19 protein-coding genes, 1 tRNA gene and 1 pseudogene are annotated in these 17,332 nt (G+C 74.3%); 8 read left to right on the forward strand and 13 right to left on the reverse strand.

Going from position 1 to position 17,332, the window contains the following annotated elements:
• Together ACZ3X1_RS35840 and ACZ3X1_RS35845 are read right to left on the reverse strand one after the other, a co-directional pair.
• A partial coding sequence (locus ACZ3X1_RS35840) for a DUF2267 domain-containing protein (protein WP_467283546.1) occupies window positions 1–281 on the reverse strand: 281 nt, incomplete at its 3' end.
• Between the two features lie 115 nt (window positions 282–396).
• Entirely contained in the window at window positions 397–831 is a 435-nt protein-coding gene (locus ACZ3X1_RS35845; protein ID WP_467283548.1) for an Hsp20/alpha crystallin family protein, read from the reverse strand.
• Between the two features lie 152 nt (window positions 832–983).
• Here ACZ3X1_RS35845 and ACZ3X1_RS35850 point away from each other — a divergent pair, with 152 nt between their 5' ends.
• Both ACZ3X1_RS35850 and ACZ3X1_RS35855 read left to right on the forward strand, forming a co-directional pair.
• On the forward strand, window positions 984–1,646 hold the full coding sequence (locus ACZ3X1_RS35850) for an HSP18 transcriptional regulator (protein ID WP_467283550.1): 663 nt from the start codon (window positions 984–986) through the stop codon (window positions 1,644–1,646).
• Between the two features lie 56 nt (window positions 1,647–1,702).
• Window positions 1,703–2,107, forward strand: coding sequence for an STAS domain-containing protein (locus ACZ3X1_RS35855; protein ID WP_356816061.1), 405 nt, complete (start codon window positions 1,703–1,705; stop codon window positions 2,105–2,107).
• Window positions 2,108–2,351: 244 nt separating this feature from the next.
• On the opposite strand, the gene ACZ3X1_RS35860 is transcribed toward ACZ3X1_RS35855, so the two are convergent.
• A complete protein-coding gene (locus tag ACZ3X1_RS35860; RefSeq protein ID WP_467283552.1) occupies window positions 2,352–3,101 on the reverse strand; it encodes a helix-turn-helix domain-containing protein in 750 nt (249 codons plus the stop codon).
• Between the two features lie 226 nt (window positions 3,102–3,327).
• On the opposite strand from ACZ3X1_RS35860, the gene ACZ3X1_RS35865 reads away from it, so the two are divergent.
• Together ACZ3X1_RS35865 and ACZ3X1_RS35870 are read left to right on the forward strand one after the other, a co-directional pair.
• Complete coding sequence (locus ACZ3X1_RS35865) at window positions 3,328–3,999, forward strand: DUF4097 family beta strand repeat-containing protein (RefSeq protein ID WP_467283610.1); 672 nt, start codon at window positions 3,328–3,330, stop codon at window positions 3,997–3,999.
• Window positions 4,000–4,076: 77 nt separating this feature from the next.
• Complete coding sequence (locus ACZ3X1_RS35870) at window positions 4,077–5,198, forward strand: serine hydrolase domain-containing protein (RefSeq protein ID WP_467283554.1); 1,122 nt, start codon at window positions 4,077–4,079, stop codon at window positions 5,196–5,198.
• 94 nt (window positions 5,199–5,292) lie between these two features.
• Here ACZ3X1_RS35870 and ACZ3X1_RS35875 read toward each other — a convergent pair whose 3' ends face one another.
• A complete protein-coding gene (locus ACZ3X1_RS35875) occupies window positions 5,293–5,697 on the reverse strand; it encodes an aggregation-promoting factor C-terminal-like domain-containing protein (RefSeq protein ID WP_467283556.1) in 405 nt (134 codons plus the stop codon).
• A gap of 495 nt (window positions 5,698–6,192) precedes the next feature.
• Window positions 6,193–6,465 (reverse strand): DUF3253 domain-containing protein, encoded by a 273-nt coding sequence (locus ACZ3X1_RS35880; RefSeq protein ID WP_467283558.1) that lies wholly within the window; start codon window positions 6,463–6,465, stop codon window positions 6,193–6,195.
• 337 nt (window positions 6,466–6,802) lie between these two features.
• On the opposite strand from ACZ3X1_RS35880, the gene ACZ3X1_RS35885 reads away from it, so the two are divergent.
• From ACZ3X1_RS35885 to ACZ3X1_RS35895, 3 genes are all read left to right on the forward strand, one after another.
• Window positions 6,803–7,423, forward strand: a complete 621-nt coding sequence (locus tag ACZ3X1_RS35885) for a hypothetical protein (protein ID WP_467283560.1) — start codon at window positions 6,803–6,805, stop codon at window positions 7,421–7,423.
• Window positions 7,424–7,578: 155 nt separating this feature from the next.
• On the forward strand, window positions 7,579–8,487 hold the full coding sequence (gene puuE, locus ACZ3X1_RS35890) for an allantoinase PuuE (RefSeq protein ID WP_467283562.1): 909 nt from the start codon (window positions 7,579–7,581) through the stop codon (window positions 8,485–8,487).
• Between the two features lie 57 nt (window positions 8,488–8,544).
• Window positions 8,545–8,619 (forward strand) — tRNA-Trp (locus ACZ3X1_RS35895).
• Window positions 8,620–8,702: 83 nt separating this feature from the next.
• Here the strand turns inward: ACZ3X1_RS35895 and ACZ3X1_RS35900 are convergent.
• The 4 genes and pseudogenes from ACZ3X1_RS35900 to ACZ3X1_RS35915 all read right to left on the reverse strand — a co-directional run.
• A complete protein-coding gene (locus ACZ3X1_RS35900) occupies window positions 8,703–9,263 on the reverse strand; it encodes a hypothetical protein (protein WP_467283564.1) in 561 nt (186 codons plus the stop codon).
• A gap of 756 nt (window positions 9,264–10,019) precedes the next feature.
• Entirely contained in the window at window positions 10,020–10,844 is an 825-nt protein-coding gene (locus ACZ3X1_RS35905; RefSeq protein ID WP_467283566.1) for a MerR family transcriptional regulator, read from the reverse strand.
• A 5-nt stretch (window positions 10,845–10,849) separates the two neighbouring features.
• Window positions 10,850–11,134, reverse strand: a complete 285-nt coding sequence (locus tag ACZ3X1_RS35910) for a hypothetical protein (RefSeq protein WP_467283568.1) — start codon at window positions 11,132–11,134, stop codon at window positions 10,850–10,852.
• An 872-nt stretch (window positions 11,135–12,006) separates the two neighbouring features.
• Window positions 12,007–12,275 (reverse strand): annotated as a pseudogene (locus tag ACZ3X1_RS35915) (SWIM zinc finger family protein); the annotation flags it as partial.
• A gap of 565 nt (window positions 12,276–12,840) precedes the next feature.
• Here ACZ3X1_RS35915 and ACZ3X1_RS35920 point away from each other — a divergent pair.
• Window positions 12,841–13,383, forward strand: a complete 543-nt coding sequence (locus ACZ3X1_RS35920; protein ID WP_356816022.1) for an NUDIX domain-containing protein — start codon at window positions 12,841–12,843, stop codon at window positions 13,381–13,383.
• A 46-nt stretch (window positions 13,384–13,429) separates the two neighbouring features.
• Here the strand turns inward: ACZ3X1_RS35920 and ACZ3X1_RS35925 are convergent, their stop codons facing one another.
• The 4 genes from ACZ3X1_RS35925 to ACZ3X1_RS35940 form a co-directional block, all read right to left on the reverse strand.
• A complete protein-coding gene (locus tag ACZ3X1_RS35925) occupies window positions 13,430–13,987 on the reverse strand; it encodes a hypothetical protein (RefSeq protein ID WP_356816023.1) in 558 nt (185 codons plus the stop codon).
• A gap of 267 nt (window positions 13,988–14,254) precedes the next feature.
• Window positions 14,255–15,034, reverse strand: coding sequence for a YqjF family protein (locus ACZ3X1_RS35930; RefSeq protein WP_467283571.1), 780 nt, complete (start codon window positions 15,032–15,034; stop codon window positions 14,255–14,257).
• A gap of 562 nt (window positions 15,035–15,596) precedes the next feature.
• A complete protein-coding gene (locus ACZ3X1_RS35935; RefSeq protein WP_467283573.1) occupies window positions 15,597–16,523 on the reverse strand; it encodes a hypothetical protein in 927 nt (308 codons plus the stop codon).
• Between the two features lie 522 nt (window positions 16,524–17,045).
• The coding region (locus tag ACZ3X1_RS35940) for a hypothetical protein (RefSeq protein WP_467283575.1) at window positions 17,046–17,332 on the reverse strand (287 nt) is incomplete at its 5' end.

Raw genomic sequence — 17,332 nt, forward strand, 5'->3', positions numbered from 1 at the left:
ACATCCCACAGGGCGGTCTTCTCGGTGGCGCCCTCGATCCAGGCCGCGGTCGCACGGACGAACCGCTCGGGGGAGAGCGGCTCTGCGGCCTGCAGCGGGTTCAGCAGGATCAGGGCGTAGGTCTCGGGCAGGCGGGCGGCCAGCGCGGCCCGCACGGTGCCCACCAGGTGCGCGCCCAGCAGGGCCAGGACGACGCGGGCCGCCCGCTCGGCTTCCCCCCGGGTCCGGTACTCGCCGTGTTCGCGGACGTGGTCCAGGAACGCTTCAGGGCGCATCGGCATTCACATCACCTCCGGGGCAGGGCTGGGGTGAGGTGCGGGGGGGGGGCTGGGCGCGGAGGACGAGGGGGCCGGAGGGGGATCGGTTTCCCCGTCCTCCGCCGCCGGCGCGGGCTGCTCAGCCGGCGATCTGCTTGCGGTCGGACTCGCCGCCGATGCTGATCTTGCGGGGCTTGGCGCGCTCGGCGATCGGGATCCGCAGGGTCAGGACACCCGCGTCGTAATCGGCTTCGATGCGCTCGGTGTCGAGGGTGTCGGCCAGCATGACCTGACGGGAGAAGACACCGAGGGGCCGCTCGGACAGCTCCATCTGCACGCCGTCGGACTTGCCCGCGGGCCGGCGCTCGGCCTTCACGGTCAGCATGTTCCGCTCCACATCGATGTCGATCGCCTCGGTGCTCACGCCGGGCAGGTCGAACGCGATCACGTACACGTCGCCGTCACCGTAGGCGTCCATCGGCATCACGGACGGCTTCGACCAGGTCCCGGTCGTACCGGACAGCTGCTGGAAGATCCGGTCCATCTCGCGGAACGGGTCGGTGCGCATCAGCATCGCGAAACACCTCCAGTCGGTTCAGGCAGGAACTGCCCATGCGCTTCAACGTGCTCCCGTTGTAACATGTCATCGAAGCGATGACAAGTAGAATGTCACCTGATGGATGACGCGTGACGATGCGTGTCGGACGACGAGCCTTCGGAGGCGCCGTGAACGAGACTTCTCCCCCTGTCCCACCGGTCCGCGCCCCGGACGCCGCCGCGGCGCTGGAGGCCATCCACCAGGCGGTCGAGGACGCGCACCGGTCCTCCGCCGGCGCGGTGGCGGCCAGCACGGCGCGGGACTCGGGCCCCGGGCAGGCCCTGGCCGCGCTGCGGACGCTGCGCGAGGTCCGGGAGCGGCTCACCGGCTGGGAAAGCGTCCTGATCGAAACGGCCCGCGGTCGGGGTGCCAGCTGGGCCGACCTCGCCGGGCCCCTGGGGGTCGCCAGCCGCCAGGCCGCCGAACGCCGCTACCTGCGCCTGCGTCCCGGCGCCGCCGGGAGCACCGGTGAACAGCGCGTGCAGGCCACCCGGGACGCGCGGGCCGCCGACCGCACCGTGACCGCCTGGGCCCGCGACAACGCAGCCGACCTGCGCCGCCTCGCCGGCCAGGTCACCTCGCTCACCGGGCTCCCCCCGGGCGCCGAGGGCGCCGTCGGCGAGCTCAACCTGGCCCTCGGCGGCGACGACGCCGCCCGCCTGGTCGCCCTGCTGGCCGGCACCCGGCCCCATCTGGGGCCCGGCGACGCGGAACTCGCCGACCGCATCGACGCCATGACCCGCCACACCGACCAGCTCCGCCAGGACAGCAACGACCAGCGCAGCTCCTGAGCCCCGTACCACGCGAACGACCCTCGCCCGCGGGTCGCGACCCGAGGAGGGATCCCATGGCCGAACACCCCGACCGCGAGACCGGCGCCGAGCCCGTCGTCGAGATCGTCGGCCGCGTGGTCGCGGTCCGGCCCGCCGGCGAGATCGACATCGCCACCGCGCCGCTCCTGAGCCGCGCCCTCGCACGAGCCCTCGCCCACGTCGACGCCTCGCAGGCCGACCGCATCGTCACCGACTGCAGCCGCGTCACCTTCTGCGACTCCTCAGGGCTCAACGTGCTCCTCGCCGCGCGGCTCCGAGCGGTCGAGGCGGGCACCGCGATCCACCTGGCGGATCCGGCTCCCCAGCTCCAGCGCCTGCTGCAGATGACCGGCGCGGCGCCGCTCTTCCCGCGGGAGGACGGGCCGCCCGACCCGACCGGCTCGCGTGCGGCCGGCCCGCACCCGCCGCCTCCGCGCTGACCCGTGCGCGGCCACCGGGCCCCGCCCGCGGCCGGCATCGACGTGCCCCGTCAGTGACGGGGCCCGGCGGGAGGTCCTGCGGGCGGGCCGCCCGGGGGCTGCGGGAGTCTCGGGGTGGGTCGGTTCGCCGTGAGCCCTGTGCTCCGGAAACGCGGGGGTGGTCCGTAACCCGGGAGGAGAGGCGCGGGTGGCGCGCAGCGGTGCGCCGGCCACGGTCGCGCTCCGGCGGTCGCGAGTGCGGGTCTCACGGCGCAGGGGTTCCGGGTTCTGGGTCGGGTTCGGGTTCGGGTTGGGAGTGGAGGATCGCGCGGGCCTGTTCCGCGGCGCGGGTGATGCTTTCGGAGACGAAGTCGGCGAAGCGGGCGATGTTCTCCAGGCGGGTGGCGGCCGGGGTGCGGGGGCCGAGGACGCCGACACCCTCGCGGGCGATCTCCACGAGGTGGGCGGTGGCGCGGGCGCTGGCCATCATCGACTGGTACCAGACGTCGTTGTCGACGACGTAGCGCTCGCGGCGGCGTTCGTCGCGTTCCCGGCGGACCAGGCCCTGGCTGTCGAGGAAGGCGACCGCCTTGGAGATGGACGCCGGGCTGACCTGCAGGTGCCGGGCGAGTTCGGACGCGGTGAGGCTGCCGCTGTCGGTGAGGGTGAGGCAGGCCATGACCCGGGCCGTCATCTTGGGCATGCCCGACGCCATCAGGACGGTGGTGAACGTCTCCTCGTACGCGTGCACGGCCTCGGCGTCGCGTCCGTGGGGCTGCGGGGACCCCTCCGGCCCGCGGGGGGCGGGCTGCCTGCGGCGCTGGGCACGGTGTTCGGTGGCGCGGTGGGCCAGGTCGGCGCGGTAGGCGGCGGGGCCGCCGTTGCGCAGCACCTCGCGCGTGACGGTCGAGGTGGGGCGGTCCAGGCGCCTGGCGATCTCCGCGTAGGCGAGGCCGTCGGCCAGGCCCAGTGCGATCTGCTGGCGTTCGGGCTGGGTGAGCCTGCCTCCGGGCATCGCGTTCTCCTTCGTTCCTCTTCGGGGTACGCCCCAGCTTAGCGTTCACCCTCAGTCCATTGCAACGCACAGGTGTCTGACGTTGCGTTAAGCGGGAGGATGGTTGCAACGATTTCCCGCCTATGAGCTGGGATTATTGGAATCGGACGCAATGAAGGCGTTGAAGAGATTTGGAATGCAACGTAGCGTTCAGGTCATCAGAAACAACGAGCTCAAGGAGAGCACGATGCAGAAGTTCGACACCCCCGCCGCGATCGCCGCCGTCCTCGACATCCCCGCGGGACGCGTCCGGTTCATCGCCGCCGACCGCGCCGACACCGTGGTCGAGGTCCTCCCCGCGGACGCCTCCAAGGGCCGTGACGTGAAGGCCGCGGAGCAGACCGCGGTCGCGTACGGCGACGGCGTCCTGCGGATCGAGGCCGCACCGGCGAAGAACCGGGTCCTCGGCAGCTCCGGCTCCGTCGAGGTGACCGTCCAGCTGCCCGCCGGCTCCCGCGTCGAGGCGAAGACGGCCAGCGCCGAGCTCCGCGGCGTCGGACGGCTCGGGGAGGTGACCTTCGAGGGGGCGCAGGGGTCGGTCAAGCTCGACGAGACCGCGGGCGCCCGCCTCACCCTCCTCGCCGGCGACATCTCGGTCGGCCGCCTGGGCGGCTCCGCGGAGATCAGCACCCAGAAGGGCGACCTGCGCATCGCCGAGGCCGTGCGCGGCACGGTCGTCCTGCGCACCGAGGCCGGCGACGTGTCGGTCGGCGCGGCCCGCGGGGTCAGCGCCTGCCTGGACGCCGGTACCTCCTACGGCCGGATCCACAACGCGCTCCACAGCACCGAGGGCGCCGCCGACCGCCTCGAGATCCGTGCGACCACCTCCTACGGCGACATCACCGCCCGCACCCTGTGACCCGCCCCCTCTTCCCACCCGCCGCCCTGGCCCACGGCCCTGACCACAGCATTTTCGAGGATTCGAGGAGCAGCATCATGACGTACGGCGCCCGCGAGACCGCCGAGCCCCCGGCCGGGGCCGGGCAGGAGCGCCCGGAGCTCCAGAAGGCCGTCGAGGACTTCGTCGCCTGCGGTTTCACCGGGATACAGCTGCGCGTGAACGACGGGCGCGGCGAGTGGGTCGGCACCGCCGGGGTGGCCGAGCTGGGCGGGAGCGCCAGGCCGCCGGCCGACGGACGGACCCGGATCGGCAGCGTCACCAAGACCTTCACCGCGGCCCTGGTGCTGCGGCTGGTGGCCGGGGGCGGGCTCGGGCTGGAGGACCCGGTGGCCGACCACCTGCCCGAGTTCGGGCTGGACCGGCGGATCACGGTCCGGATGCTGCTGCAGCACACCAGCGGGATCTTCAACTTCACCGGCGAGTACTTCGAGGACGGGACGGTCGCCCCGGGAATCGTCTGGCAGGGCCGGGAGTGGGTGGACGGCCGGTTTCGGACCCACCGGCCGCAGGACCTGGTGCGGCTGGCGCTGTCGAAGCCGGCGCGGTTCGAGCCGGGGACGGACTGGAGCTACTCCAACACCAACTACGTGCTGGCCAGGCTGCTGATCGAGAAGGTCACCGGCCGCTCGCTGCCCGAGGCGATGCGGGAGCACATCCTGCAGCCGCTGGACCTGGCGGACACCCTGGTGCCGGAAACCGGGCAGGAGGAGGTTCCCGCCCCGCACGCCCACGCCTACTACCGCTACGAGGAGGACGGCCGGACCACGACGGTCGACGTCACCCGCCAGAACCCCTCCTGGATCTCCAGCGGCGGCGACATGATCTCCACCACCGCGGACCTGCACACCTTCGTCTCCGCCCTGGTGGGCGGCAGGCTGCTGCCGGCCGGGCTGCTCGCCGAGATGTGCACGCCGGAGGCGAAGGCCGGCTACGGGCTGGGCGTGATGGTCCAGGACACCGGCCGCGGCGGCACCGTCATCACCCACAACGGCGGCATCGCCGGCCACGCGGCGCTGATGTACGCCACGCCCGACGGCGGCACGACCCTGACCGCCGCGGTGAACTACGTGGACGACCCCGCGATGTCCCTGGCCGAGGCGTTCGGGAAGGCGACGCAGCGCCTCGTGGAGGAGGTGTTCTGCCCGCCCGCCGGCTGAGTCGGGCGGCTCGGTGGGTACACCGCAAGACGCCCCGGCCGGGAGATCCCGGCCGGGGCGTCTTCGTCGCGTGGGTCGGCTGCCCGCCGGCGGCTCAGTACCAGTGGTGGGTCTGCCAGAAGTTCCAGGCGCCGACGGGGCTGCCGTAGCGCTCGTTCATGTAGTCCAGGCCCCACTTGATCTGGGTGGCCGGGTTGGTCTTCCAGTCGGCGCCCGCGGAGGCCATCTTCGAGGCCGGCAGGGCCTGGACCAGGCCGTACGCGCCGGAGGAGGCGTTCGTGGCGGTGTGGTTCCAGCCGCTCTCGCGGGAAACGATGTTGTTGAAGGCCGCGAACTGCGCCGGGTCCTTGATCATCTGCTGCGCGATCGCCTTGGCGCTCATCGGAGCGGCCTGCGCGGGGACCGCGGCAAGCATGGAACCGGCGACGCCCAGGGCGAGGACGGAACCCGCGAGGGCCTTCTTGGAAGCGGCGATGCGGCGGATGACGGCGTTGGACACGGATGAACCTTCCGAAGGGGGCAAGGGCGGTCGCGGCATGCCTGGGCATGCGTGAGCCACTCACGCGGTGGAGAGGGGTTCGTCGGCGGCGGGTGAGAACCCGTGCCGCCCGGCGACTCATCCAGTTCTACCGACGCCCCGCCGCCCTGGCAACGACCGCCATTACTAGGGGGCTTCGCAGTCGGCCACCGGCGGCCCCACCGCCGGCGAGGCGGGATTCGCGCAGGTGGGAGCGGCAGGCGAGGGGCCTTTAGGGGGCCTTTGGGATCTACTATCCCGGTTCGTGTGTGACGTGAGTCCTATGGGGCGGCTCACCTCCAGGGCCCCCGGATCTCACCCGGTGTCACCGCGCGTACCCTTCGAGGATCCGGGCGCGATGTCCGAATTGCACCAGAATCTAAGGAGATGGGCCGGTCAGGGCTCGTCTTCCCCGGCCGCCGTCCAGGAGGGCTGGGCCGGGATGCGCCCGGGCCGGGACCGGGCGCGGGGGCCGGGTCAGCGGAGGCGGCGGATGCGGACGGGGCCGCGGGCCTTCGCCGGATCGACACGGCGGCCGCCCTGGGTGATCTCGACCTTCCCGGCGGCGACCAGCCGCCGGGCCGCACGGCGGGCCGGTTCCATCAGCGCGCGCCAGCCGTCGCCGTCCCCTTCGTACACGGCCCGCGCGGCGTCGGAAGGACAGATCGTCGCGGTCGGGGCCCGGCGCTCCAGGAGTTCGAGGATGGCTCGCTCCAGCCGCCGGTCCGTCTGCCGGTCGGTGCCCGTCACGGCGCCAGTGTCGCACCGCTCACCGCGCCGCTGCCCACCCCGGCGCGCTCGGCGGTACGCCGGAGAGCATCAGCCGCATCAGCACGGGCGGCTCCGGGCTCTGGCCGGGGAGCGGGCGGGGGCGCGGGCGCGGGCGCGGGGCGGGGTGTCCGTGGAGGTCCGATGCCCCGCCCGAGGCGGTTTGCCCGGAGGGCGGGGATCCCCTTGGGGGGTGTTTGCCGTTTTCGGTCAACTGGGGTGGCTTTTCTGGTCGTTTGCGGGTGGATGGTCCAGGTGCCGGGGCGGGGGCGCCGCAGGCTGGGGGCACGTGACCGAGACGTGTGGGGGGAAGCGGACCATGGCAGTAGGTGCGAGGGTGCGAGGGGGCTGTGTCGTGGCGGGGGCGGCGGTGCTGGCGCTCGCGGCGGGGTCGGGTCCGGCCGCGGGCGCCGCCGATCCGTGGCGGCCGCGGCCGGGGAGCCTGTACATCTCCGACCTGCCCAGGACCGAGTCGTGGCGGGCCGCACCGATCGCGCGGGGGTGGGGTGATGCGCAGGAGTGCCTGGCGGCGTGGCCCGGGGAGCGGCCGGAGGTGAACGTGTGGCACCGGGACTTCACCACCGCGGAGACCGCGTTCGCCCAGCAGAAGGTGGTGGTGTTCGCCACGGAGGCCGAGGCGATCGCGTTCGCGGAGACGACCCGGCGCGGCTACGCCGCCTGCGCGGACGCCCCGCGGCCGCCGGGGGTGACCGCGACCGGCTACGACCACGGGGTGGTGGACGTGGAGGAGGGCGCCACCCTCTGGGGCATGCGCACCGTCGACGCGGGCGCCCAGGAGCGCCCCTGCTTCAACTATCTGTGGGGTGTGGGCCGTGACGGGGACACCGTCACGCTGGTCCTGTGGTCGAGCTACTGGGGCGAGCCGCCCGTGGCCGCCTGGAAGAACACCCTGCGGACCGCGGTGAACAAGCTGTATTGAGAGGCCGGGTGCGGGCGGGTGTCCGGGCCGGGGTGCGGGCGTGTGTCCGGGCCGGGGTGCGGGCGCGTGTCCGGGCCGGGGTGCGGGCGCGTGTCCGCGGCGGGGTGCGGGCGCGTGTCCGCGGCGGGGCGGGTGGGCGGCGGTAGGGTGCGGCCGTGTCCGAGCAGCAGCGCGACCTCGTCGGGTACGGCGCCGAGCCGCCGCACGCCGCGTGGCCCGGCGGTGCGCGCGTCGCCGTCAGCCTCGTCCTGAACTACGAGGAGGGCGGGGAGCGCAACGTCCTGGAGGGCGACGCGGTCTCGGAGGGGTACCTCCACGAGATCGTCGGTGCGCCGCCCGTGGCGGGCGGGCGGGACCTGAACGTGGAGTCGATGTTCGCCTACGGTGCGCGCGCCGGTTTCTGGCGGATCCACCGTACGCTCGCGGCGCACGGTGCGCCGCTGACCGTCTACGCGGTGGGGCAGGCGCTGGAGCGCAATCCGGAGGCGGCGCGCGCGATGGGTGCCGCGGGCTGGGAGGTGGCGGGCCACGGCCGGCGCTGGATCGACTACCGGGATGTGCCCGAGGACGTCGAGCGGGCCGACATCGCGCAGACGGCGGCGACGATCGCGCGGCTGGTGGGGCGCCGGCCGGTGGGCTGGTACACCGGCCGGACCAGCGCGAACACGCGGCGCCTGGTGGCCGGGGAGGGCGGTTTCCTCTATGACAGCGACGACTATTCGGACGATCTGCCGTTCTACGTGGAGACGGGCGGGCGCCCGCACCTGGTGGTGCCGTACAGCCTGGACGCGAACGACTTCAAGTTCCTGATCGTCCACGGCTTCACGACTGCGGACGACATGCTCACCTATCTCGTCGACACCTTCGAGACGCTCCGCGCCGAGGGCGGGAACCGGCCGCGGATGATGAGCGTCGGCATGCACTGCCGGATCATCGGGCGGCCGGGGCGCATCCGCGCGCTCGACGGTTTCCTGGGGCACGTCGCGCAGCGGGGCGGGGCGTGGGTGGCCACGCGGGAGGAGATCGCCCGGCACTGGCTGGCCACGCACCCGCCGGGGCGGTGACCGGTGTGCCGCCAGGGTGGGCAGGGTGGGCGGCACGATCTAGGATGCCGGGCGGGCGGGGTCGTAGCGCAGAGGTCGTCGCGCGCGGTCTCCAAAACCGTGAGGACGCCGGTTCGAATCCGGCCGGCTCCGTCCTTCAGCCGTGCGGCAGCCCCCGCCGGGCCCCGGGTAGGGGGTCTGGCGGGGGCTGGCCGGCTGCGGTCGGGTTCGCGGCCTCAGGCGGAAGCGCCGGGGCTTGCCTCCACGGGGGCGGACGCCTGGGCGGGAGCGGACTCCTGCTCCGGGGCCGACTCGGGCTTCGACTCGGGCTTCGTCTCCGGCTTCGTCTCCGGCTTCGACTCAGGCTTCGACTCGGGCTTCGACTCGGGCTTCGTCTCGGGGGTCTGGACCTTGTCGGGGTTCTCCTTGTCCACGACCACCGGGTCGGTCTTGGGGGCCTCGGGCGCCGGGGCGGGCTTGTCGGTCTTGTGCTCGCAGTAGACCTTGCCCTGGTAGAACTTGCAGCCCGGCATGTTCTCCACGTCGCGGACCTTGTTCTTCTTGCCGTGGTGCTTCTCGTTCTTCTTGCCCTTGCCGTGCTTCTTGTTCTTGTTCTCCCACTTCTCCTTCTTGTCCTTCTTCTCGTGACCGCTCTTCGCGGGGGCAGCGACCGAGGTCGTCGCGGTCGCCGTCGGGGCGGCAAAAGCGCTGGTGGGGACCAGCACGCCCCCTCCGACGATCGCGGCCGAGACGGCGTACAGGGCGAAACGCTGCTTCCGGGAGGTGGCACGGAACATGAGGATGACTCCAGAGGAGAGGCGGAGGAAAGGATCAGGTCCAGAGAACCTGGACTGAAATGTCCGTTTTGTTCTCTGGTTAAAAGACTGGCTCCCTGACTTCACGAAGCCGTCCGCCGACTGTCACAGGCGCGTGACAGGCCGCGCGCCTCCCCCCTCCGCTCCCTTGCAGGCCCCATCCGGGCCGCCGTGCGGCGTCCGCACCGGGCTCCTGGCAGTGGTTCGCCACCTCCATCAGGTGACGCTCTTCGCGGTGGCCTTCGCCTTCCAGGTCCGGCCTGCGTGGAGGCCCGGCGTCCGGTCGGCGTACATGCGGGTGCTGGTCGCGTACGCGCTGGTCGTCGGCCTGTGCGTGGCGATCGCGGTGGCCCCGTGCTGCGGCGCTGGGACTGGCTGTTCCCCGTTCCCAGTGCCGGGCACCCGCAGCGGCTGCGACGGATCGGCCGGTACGAGGCCCTGCGCGCCAGGGCCGCGGTGGCGGACCGGCCGGCGGTGGTGACGCCGGCGCGCCGGCGTCACCGCCGGAGAGCCGGCGCCGTAAGGCTGTCGCCGGCTGCCTGGCGTCGACGACGACCCTGTGGCTGCCCCTGTACGGGGCCGGGCGGGGCGTCCTGGCGGGGCGCGGGCGCGTGGGGGCGCGAGCGGAACCGCCGCCGGGCGGCGCTCCCTGCCCGGCCCGGCCCGCAGGAGCCGGCGGACGCGGGAGCGGGGACGGACCGCAACGGCGTAGCCGTACCCCGCTCCCGCGCCGGGTGGTCAGTCGGCCAGGGGGACCGCGATGTCGCAGGCCGGGTCGGCGGGGCCGATCTCGCACCAGTCCACGAAGTAGACCTCGCGGGGTGCCGCCGCCGGGGTACGGGACTCGCGCTGCGCCCAGGTGTGGACCGCGTCGTAGGCGGAGAGGATCTGCGGGTAGGCCACCTGTGCCTTGGTCAGGCGGGTGTAGGCCTGCGTGTGGGCCGGTTCGGTGCGGCAGGCCGCCGGGAGCCGGCCCGCGCGGGCCGGGTCCACCGGGACGCAGAGCTCCACGGGGCCGTCGCCGTCCTCGTTGACATCGCCGTGGTAGACGACGAACGGGTGGCCGAAGAGGCCCCCGTGCGCCTGCGCCACCGGGACCAGCCGGCCCAGGGCGGCGGGGATCCAGTCGGGCAGCTCCTCCGGGGTGATGTGCCGCTGTTCGGTGAGGACCAGCTGCTCGGGCACCTCGCGCTGCTGAATCTCGTACATGTCCAGGATCCCTTCGTCTCCGAGCAGGTGGATGCGGAGGTGCGCCGCCAGCTCGCGCCGGGCCGCGTGACGGCGCTCGACGCCGTCCCAGTACGCGGCCACCAGCCGGGCCGCCTCCGGCGCCGGGGCGGCCAGGACCGCCCCGACGTCGGCCAGCGGCATGTCCAGCCCGCGCAGCCGCACGATGAGCCGGGCGGCGGCGAGCCGGTCCTGCCGGTAGTACCGGTAGCCGGTGGCGGGATCGACGTGGTCGGGCGGCAGCAGGCCGTGGCGGTCGTACAGCCGCAGGGCCTTGTGCGACAGCCGTGCCCGGCGGGCGAACGCGCCGATGCTGAGCAGTGCTTCTTCCTCCATGGCCACTACGCTCCCCTCTCCCCCAGGGTCAAGGTCAACCGGCGGCGTCGAGCTCGCCGACGCGGTGGCCGGGGCCCGGTGGCCTGCAGGGTGCGCGGGTGTCCGGGGGCGAAGACCTCGGATGTGGGGGGTCCTTCGACGTTGCGGCAGGCGAACTCGGCCTCCTCGACGGCGGTTTGGTCGGTCAGGCGGCGCTCGCCCGGCCAGGCCCGCTGGTAGGGGGCGTCGGCGGCGAGGAGGGCCGGGAACCTGAGCGTCCAGGCCCGCCGGTGTTCGTCGTCGGGGTGCACCGGTGCAGGATCGCACCCGGCCGGCCGCGGGCCGGTGGCCGGGTGCCCGGCACGATGGGCGGGTTCTACCTTTCAGCAGGTTCCAGGCGCCGTCCGCCGGGCCGTGTGTCGGTGACGGGGTGCGGCGGGCAGAGCGGCGGCGGGGGCGGAACGGGAAACGGTTCCGTGACGGGGTGCTGCGCCGGGAGTGGGGCGAGGTCGACGCGGCGTGGGACGCCCCGGCCGCCCGGGCCCGCCCGATGGGCTCTCCCCCGACCCGGACACGGACCCGGACCCGGCCGCCGAGCGCAGGCCGGGCGCAGGCACGGTGTTGTGGTCGGGCTCCACGGGCCGGGCCCTCGTCGACGCCTCCGGTGCGCGCCAGAGGTGACGAAGGCCGGTGGACCGTCAAGGGCGGGCTCGCCGAGAGCGGCCGGCTCGGCCTGGTCTCGTTCACCGGCTGCCACGCGAGCTGCGCGCAGGAGGCCGCCGCGCTCTCGGCCCCGCCGAAGCGGCGAGAACCGGGCCGGGCCGGGGCCGGGGTGGGCCGGGCCACCCCGGGCGGGGGTGGGCGGGGCCGGGGCCGGGCCGGGGCTTCCGGTCCGGCCTCCGGCAGGTGCACCGCTTCACGCCCGGCGGGCCCGTCGTGCCTCCCGCGTACGGCCTGTGCGAGGCGGCCGGTGCGGCGTCGCGGCCGGTCTGTGGACACCGCGCTCACCGGGGCCGTGGACTTCCTGGCGGCCTCGGTGGACGCGGTGGCGGGCGGTCCCCATGAGTGGCTCGGCTCATCCGGCGGCCGCCGGGGCGGCCGTTTCCGGGGTCGTGTCCAGGGCGGGGGCAGGCGGCGGGCCCGGGTGGTCAGTTGGGAGGTGCCCTTGCGGGCGGCGGCCAGAGGACTCGAAGCGCAGCCGGTCGCCGCCCGCCGTGACGACCGGGTCCAGGGAGGCCCGCAGGGTGCGCTGGTGGTAGCGGGTGGCGGCGACGTCCGCGACGGCGAGCAGGCCCCGGGCGGCGGCCTGAGGCGGGCTCAGGAACCCGGTGAAGAACTGCGGGTGGGCTTCGCGGCCCACCGGGTCGGCCCGCCGGAGGTCTCCAGCCCGAGGAGGCCGCTGCCGCCTTCGGTGGTGAGGGCGGACGGGCGTGCGTAGGCGAGTGCCTGGATGGATCGCCCATGGGCGCAAACGTGGGGGCGGGCACCGACAACGCTGACGGTCCGTCACCCGCGGGGCGGGCGGCGGAGCCTGCCGACCCCCGCGGCGCGGGGGTGTCGCGGGGCGGGGCGCGGGGCGGGGCCGGGCGGGCGGGCGCGGGTGTCGCGGGACGGGGCGCGGGACGCGAGACGGGTGGGACGGGGCGCGGGGCGAGGCGGGACGGGGCGCGGGGCGAGGCGGGGCGCGGGACGGGGCGCGGGGCGAGGCGGGACGGGCGGGGCCGGGCGCGGAATCCCGGTGCGGCGAGCGGGGAGCAGGCCGGGCCGGGCGGGCCGGGCGGGCCGGGCGGGGCACGGGATCGCCGTGGGGCGGACGGGGCCCGGAATCCGGGTGCGGCGGGCGGGGAGCAGGCCGGGCCGGACGGGCCGGGCGGGGCACGGGATCGCCGTGGGGCGGACGGGGCCCGGCGGGACGAGGCGCGCGGCGGGGCCGGGCGGGACGCGGGATCGCTGTGGGCGGGGGCCGTTGGCGCCGCTCTACGGGAGGGCTGCCGGGGCGGGGCGTGATACTGGCGGGATGACTTCCACTCCCCCGGCGCAGGCGGTCCCGTTCTCCCGCATCAAGATCCGTACCGCGGCGCTGGTGTTCTGCGGCGACGAGGTCGCCCTCATCCGCCGCGACCGCGCCGGGTCCGTCCACTACAGTCCGCCCGGCGGGAACGTGGAGGACGGTGAGGACCTCACCTGCGCCCTGCGCCGGGAGCTCGCCGAGGAACTCGGCCTGGACATCGACCTCGCCGAGGGCGGCGACCTGCTGTGGGTGATCGACCAGCGCGTCACCCGCCCCGGCCCCACCCCGCCGCCGCGCAAGATCCATCTGATCCACCGCCTGCACATCACCCCCGGGCTCCGCGACACCCTCGCCGTGGAGGAACGGGACGAACAGCCCGACGGAAGCCACGAGGTCGGCGTGATCGAGTGGATGGACTACCGCCGGACCGCGGGGCTCCCGGTCTTCCCGCCCATCGGTGCCGCTCTCGCCGCGCTGCCCGACCCCCGCGCGGTCACGGCCGACGCCGCCCTGGACGCCGTCACCGACGCCAATTACACCTGGGTGTGAGACCCGGCCCGGCCGCGGGCCGCGGCCCGTTCCCCCTCCGCGGGTGTCAGGAGGCCCGGCGGGGACGGGCGGTGCGGGGCGGACGGCGCCGGGCGGCCGGGGCCTCCGGGGCGGCCTGCGGTGAGGAGAACCCGCCGGCGACGGGCAGCGGAGCCGCCGCCGGCGCGGTGGCCGGCGCGGGGATCGCGGCGGTGACCGGCGCCTGGCGAGCCTGGGACTGCTGTGCCTGGGGCTGGGACCGGCCGAGGACGGCGGTGTGCGGGATGAGCGGTGCGCAGGACTGGCAGATCTCGGCGAGTGTCCAGACCTGCCCCACGGCCGGGTTGTGGACCAGGACCAGGAGAGTGGAGCCGGTGCACTGGGTGCGGGTCTCGTGGAACGCGCACTGCGCGGCCCGGCAGGCGCACGCGGTGTCGGGACGGAGGGTGGCCAGCCGTGCGTGGGCCCTGACGTGCTCGGCGGCGAACCGCTTCAGGGCCGCGGTGTCCTTCGAACGGGGCGGCATGCGGCAGGCTTCGGTGCTGCAGGTGACGGAGGCGCTGTGATCGGCGTGGCCGGTGAGCCGGACCGTCCAGGTCCGGCCGGGCACGCGTGATCCGGGCATGAGGGTCAAGTCGGGGTCCGATCGTCGTGTTCCAGGTGGGGCGGTCGCGGTCGGTCGCGGTCGGTCGCACCGACGCGACGCGAGACCGATCGCGGCGGGGTGGACCCCGCGGGCTGTCGTCCCGGGACGGCGTCTCGCGGCTGCGGCGGCGCCGGGCCGCGGAGAAACGGACATCGCGCGGCCTCGGACGTGGGGACTTTGTCGCACGCGCCCGCAGGCTCTGTCAATGCCCCGCGCCTGGTCAAACGGGCGGACGGCCGGGGCGGGTCAGCCGGTGGGGCGGGTGAACCGTACCGGGACTCCCGGGGAGTACAGCACGCTGGCCGGCGGGCCGGAGGGCGCGGGCAGGCCGGCCGCGGCCACCAGGTCCTCGTCGCAGTCCAGGAGTTCGGCGGGGTGCAGCGGCCAGCGCGGGTGGCTGTTGGGCAGGTACAGCAGCCGGCCGGAGAAGTCGCTGTGCAGGCCCCAGCGGGCGGTCAGGAAGTGTTCGAGGGCGGTCGGCTCCTTCACCGGTGCGCCGGTCCGTACGGTGATGGTGCTGTGCGCGCCGCACGGTCCGGGCCAGCGCCGGCTGCTGGTGTAGGTGAGGGTGGGTCCGTCGCGGCGTACGGACATCCGCGACCACTGGTAGGGGAGGCGGAACGCGGTCCGGGCGGCGAGGACCGGGATCAGGCGGGAGGCGTCGAGGGAGCGGAAGACCACGCCGCGGCGGCCGCGGTCGTCGACCGAGTAGAGGCGGACGTTGGTCTCGGGGAAGGAGCCCAGGTAGGGGATGCCGGGGAGGCGGAGCCATCCGAGGCGGTGCACGCGGAACGCGACGAGGCCGACGTAGGTGACGCCGTCCAGGGTGTCCGGGGTGGTGCCGGCCGGCAGCAGCGGGGCGACGTCGGCGGGGTCGGCGGGCCAGTGCAGGAAGGTCAGGTCGAGCCAGGACTGTGTGAGCAGGGGCCGGTCCTCACCCGGGTGGCGCGGCGCGTCGGCCGATACCGGCCCGGCGGGCACGACGGCCGACACCCCGGCAGGCTCGGCGGGCGGCGTGTGCTGCATTGCGTCAGTATCCCGCAGGCCCCCCGTGCCGGCCCCCGCCGCGGGCGGGCGGCCCCTACGGGCGGGCGGTCCGGGCCAGGATGCGGCCGGGTATCGCGCCCTGGAGGTCGACGAGGCGCGTGGGGTGGTCCCCGCGCTGCGCTGAGCAGCCGGGCCTGGCGGGGTGGGGGGCGGGCGGGATGCGGTCCCCGTCGCAGCCATGATGGCCAGGACCGCACCCCGCACCGGGCGCTTACCCGGCGCCGCCCGGCCGACACCCACCGGCCCGGGAGGGGGCGGGGCGGGCTGGGGCGGGCTGGGTTGGGTTGGGTTGGGGGGCGTGCGGCCTCGTCTGCCCGGTGGGGCCGGCGGGTGTCGGCTCGCGAGTCTGCGCCAGCGGTCGTGGACGACGCTGAAGTCCGCGGCCGCGGTCGCCGGATGGAGCGTCAGGAGGCGTTCGGTCGCGGACATGCGGCAGCACCTCGCGGAGGTTGCCTCTGCGAGGTGCTGCACTCGACCGTTCGTCACTGGTCCCTGGTCACTTGGCCGCTGGTCACTTGGCCGCTGGTCACTTGGCCGCTGGTCAGCCCTGGGTTCCACCCTGGGTGCTGCCCGCGCCACCGCCCTGGGTCCCGCCCTGGGTGCTGCCCGCGCCACCACCCTGCGTCCCGCCCTGGGTGTTACCCGTACCGCCACCCTGCGTACCGCCCTGGGTGTTACCGGCGCCACCACCCTGGGTCCCGCCCTGGGTGTTACCCGTACCGCCACCCTGCGTACCGCCCTGGGTGTTACCGGCGCCACCACCCTGGGTCCCGCCCTGGGTGTTACCCGTACCGCCACCCTGGGTCCCGCCCTGGGTGTTGCCGTTGCCGGCGCCCTGCGTGCCGCCCTGGGTGTTGCCGTTGCCGGCGCCCTGCGTGCCGCCCTGGGTGTTGCCGTTGCCGACCTGGGTGCCGCCGATGGTGTTGTTCGAGCCGCCGATGATCGTGTTGTTGACGATGTTCGTCACGTTGTTCGTCACCTGGTTCACCACGGCGGGCGCCAGTCCGAGCCGCTTGGCTTCCGATGCGGCCGCCTTCCGGCCGATGGCGGCTGCCTGGGTCTTGGAAGCTCCGCCGCGCGCTGCCTGCTGGGCCGCGGCCGCGCCTCGTGCCGTTGCCGATGCCACGTCGGTCTTCGTGGAGGCCGCGGTGGATGCTGTCGGCGCGCACCGGACGGTGCCTACGGAGACCGGGCCGCTGCCGGTGATTCCGACGCGGATGTCGCCCTTCGGTCCGGCGGCGACGCGGGCGATGGTCTTCCCGTTGCGCTTGACGTCGTAGGTCTGGTTGAGGGCGAAGCCGTTGCCGTGGATCTCTCCGGCCTTCAGGCTGCACACCGCCGCAGGGGCTGCGGTCGGAAGTGCGGAAGCCATGGAAGGCTGGGCGAATGCCACCCCCGCCGTTCCGGCGAGTATCGCGGTGACGCAGGAAAGACCGGCAATGTTGGCGACGTGCTTCTTCCTCGACATTTAAATCTCCTTGAAATGGGTCGACCCGGATTCCGAGAATTTCTGCGAGCCGGGGATTCGACTTGCGTGTCTCAGTTCCGTCTGCGGCCGAGCGGTTTATCTGTCTCCAGATTGCCGTTTCCGGGCGCGGGGAGAAAGCGACGGAGATTCGGGGCTTGACAGATTCGCATGCGGGTGGGCGGTTGTGTCGTGCCTGGTGGGGGGTCGGCGCGGCCCCGCAGGGGGCGTTCAGTGCTTCCGTCGGCGCGCTCGGGTGGGGATGGTGGACCGGTTGCAGCCGTCGGTTTCCGCGCTCGTGGGCGCGGAAGGCGGGTGGGCTGGGGGGCGCGGTTCGTCTTTGGTGTGCCGGCCCCGAGGGGTGGGCCTGGGAGCACGGGGTCTGGTGGCGCTGGGGGGCGGGGCGAGCCGGTGTGCCGTTGCCGCCCCGGCGTGGTCGGGGCGGCAACGGCTAGGGGGGACGGCATAGGCATCACCTCGCAGAGGGGGCCTCTGCGAGGTGATGCGCTTCTTCGGTCGGCCTGATCAGCCCTGGGTTCCGCCCTGGGTGTTGCCGTTGCCGCCACCCTGCGTACCGCCCTGGGTGTTGCCGTTGCCGCCACCCTGCGTACCGCCCTGGGTGTTGCCGTTGCCGCCACCCTGGGTCCCGCCCTGGGTGTTGCCGTTGCCGCCACCCTGGGTCCCGCCCTGGGTGTTGCCGTTGCCGCCACCCTGGGTACCGCCCTGGGTGTTGCCGTTGCCACCACCCTGCGTACCGCCCTGGGTGTTGCCGTTGCCACCACCCTGCGTACCGCCCTGGGTGTTGCCGTTGC

The sequence above is a fragment of the Streptomyces sp. NPDC023541 genome, assembly GCF_055559995.1.

What these genes read in the sequence shown, in the direction of transcription:
- ACZ3X1_RS35845 (WP_467283548.1), bottom strand. Translation starts at nt 831, where the DNA reads ATGCTGATGCGCACCGACCCGTTCCGCGAGATGGACCGGATCTTCCAG.
- ACZ3X1_RS35855 (WP_356816061.1), top strand. Translation starts at nt 1,703, where the DNA reads ATGGCCGAACACCCCGACCGCGAGACCGGCGCCGAGCCCGTCGTCGAG.
- ACZ3X1_RS35860 (WP_467283552.1), bottom strand. Translation starts at nt 3,101, where the DNA reads ATGCCCGGAGGCAGGCTCACCCAGCCCGAACGCCAGCAGATCGCACTG.
- ACZ3X1_RS35865 (WP_467283610.1), top strand. Translation starts at nt 3,328, where the DNA reads ATGCAGAAGTTCGACACCCCCGCCGCGATCGCCGCCGTCCTCGACATC.
- ACZ3X1_RS35870 (WP_467283554.1), top strand. Translation starts at nt 4,077, where the DNA reads ATGACGTACGGCGCCCGCGAGACCGCCGAGCCCCCGGCCGGGGCCGGG.
- ACZ3X1_RS35885 (WP_467283560.1), top strand. Translation starts at nt 6,803, where the DNA reads ATGGCAGTAGGTGCGAGGGTGCGAGGGGGCTGTGTCGTGGCGGGGGCG.
- ACZ3X1_RS35900 (WP_467283564.1), bottom strand. Translation starts at nt 9,263, where the DNA reads ATGTTCCGTGCCACCTCCCGGAAGCAGCGTTTCGCCCTGTACGCCGTC.
- ACZ3X1_RS35905 (WP_467283566.1), bottom strand. Translation starts at nt 10,844, where the DNA reads ATGGAGGAAGAAGCACTGCTCAGCATCGGCGCGTTCGCCCGCCGGGCA.
- ACZ3X1_RS35920 (WP_356816022.1), top strand. Translation starts at nt 12,841, where the DNA reads ATGACTTCCACTCCCCCGGCGCAGGCGGTCCCGTTCTCCCGCATCAAG.
- ACZ3X1_RS35925 (WP_356816023.1), bottom strand. Translation starts at nt 13,987, where the DNA reads ATGCCCGGATCACGCGTGCCCGGCCGGACCTGGACGGTCCGGCTCACC.
- ACZ3X1_RS35930 (WP_467283571.1), bottom strand. Translation starts at nt 15,034, where the DNA reads ATGCAGCACACGCCGCCCGCCGAGCCTGCCGGGGTGTCGGCCGTCGTG.
- ACZ3X1_RS35935 (WP_467283573.1), bottom strand. Translation starts at nt 16,523, where the DNA reads ATGTCGAGGAAGAAGCACGTCGCCAACATTGCCGGTCTTTCCTGCGTC.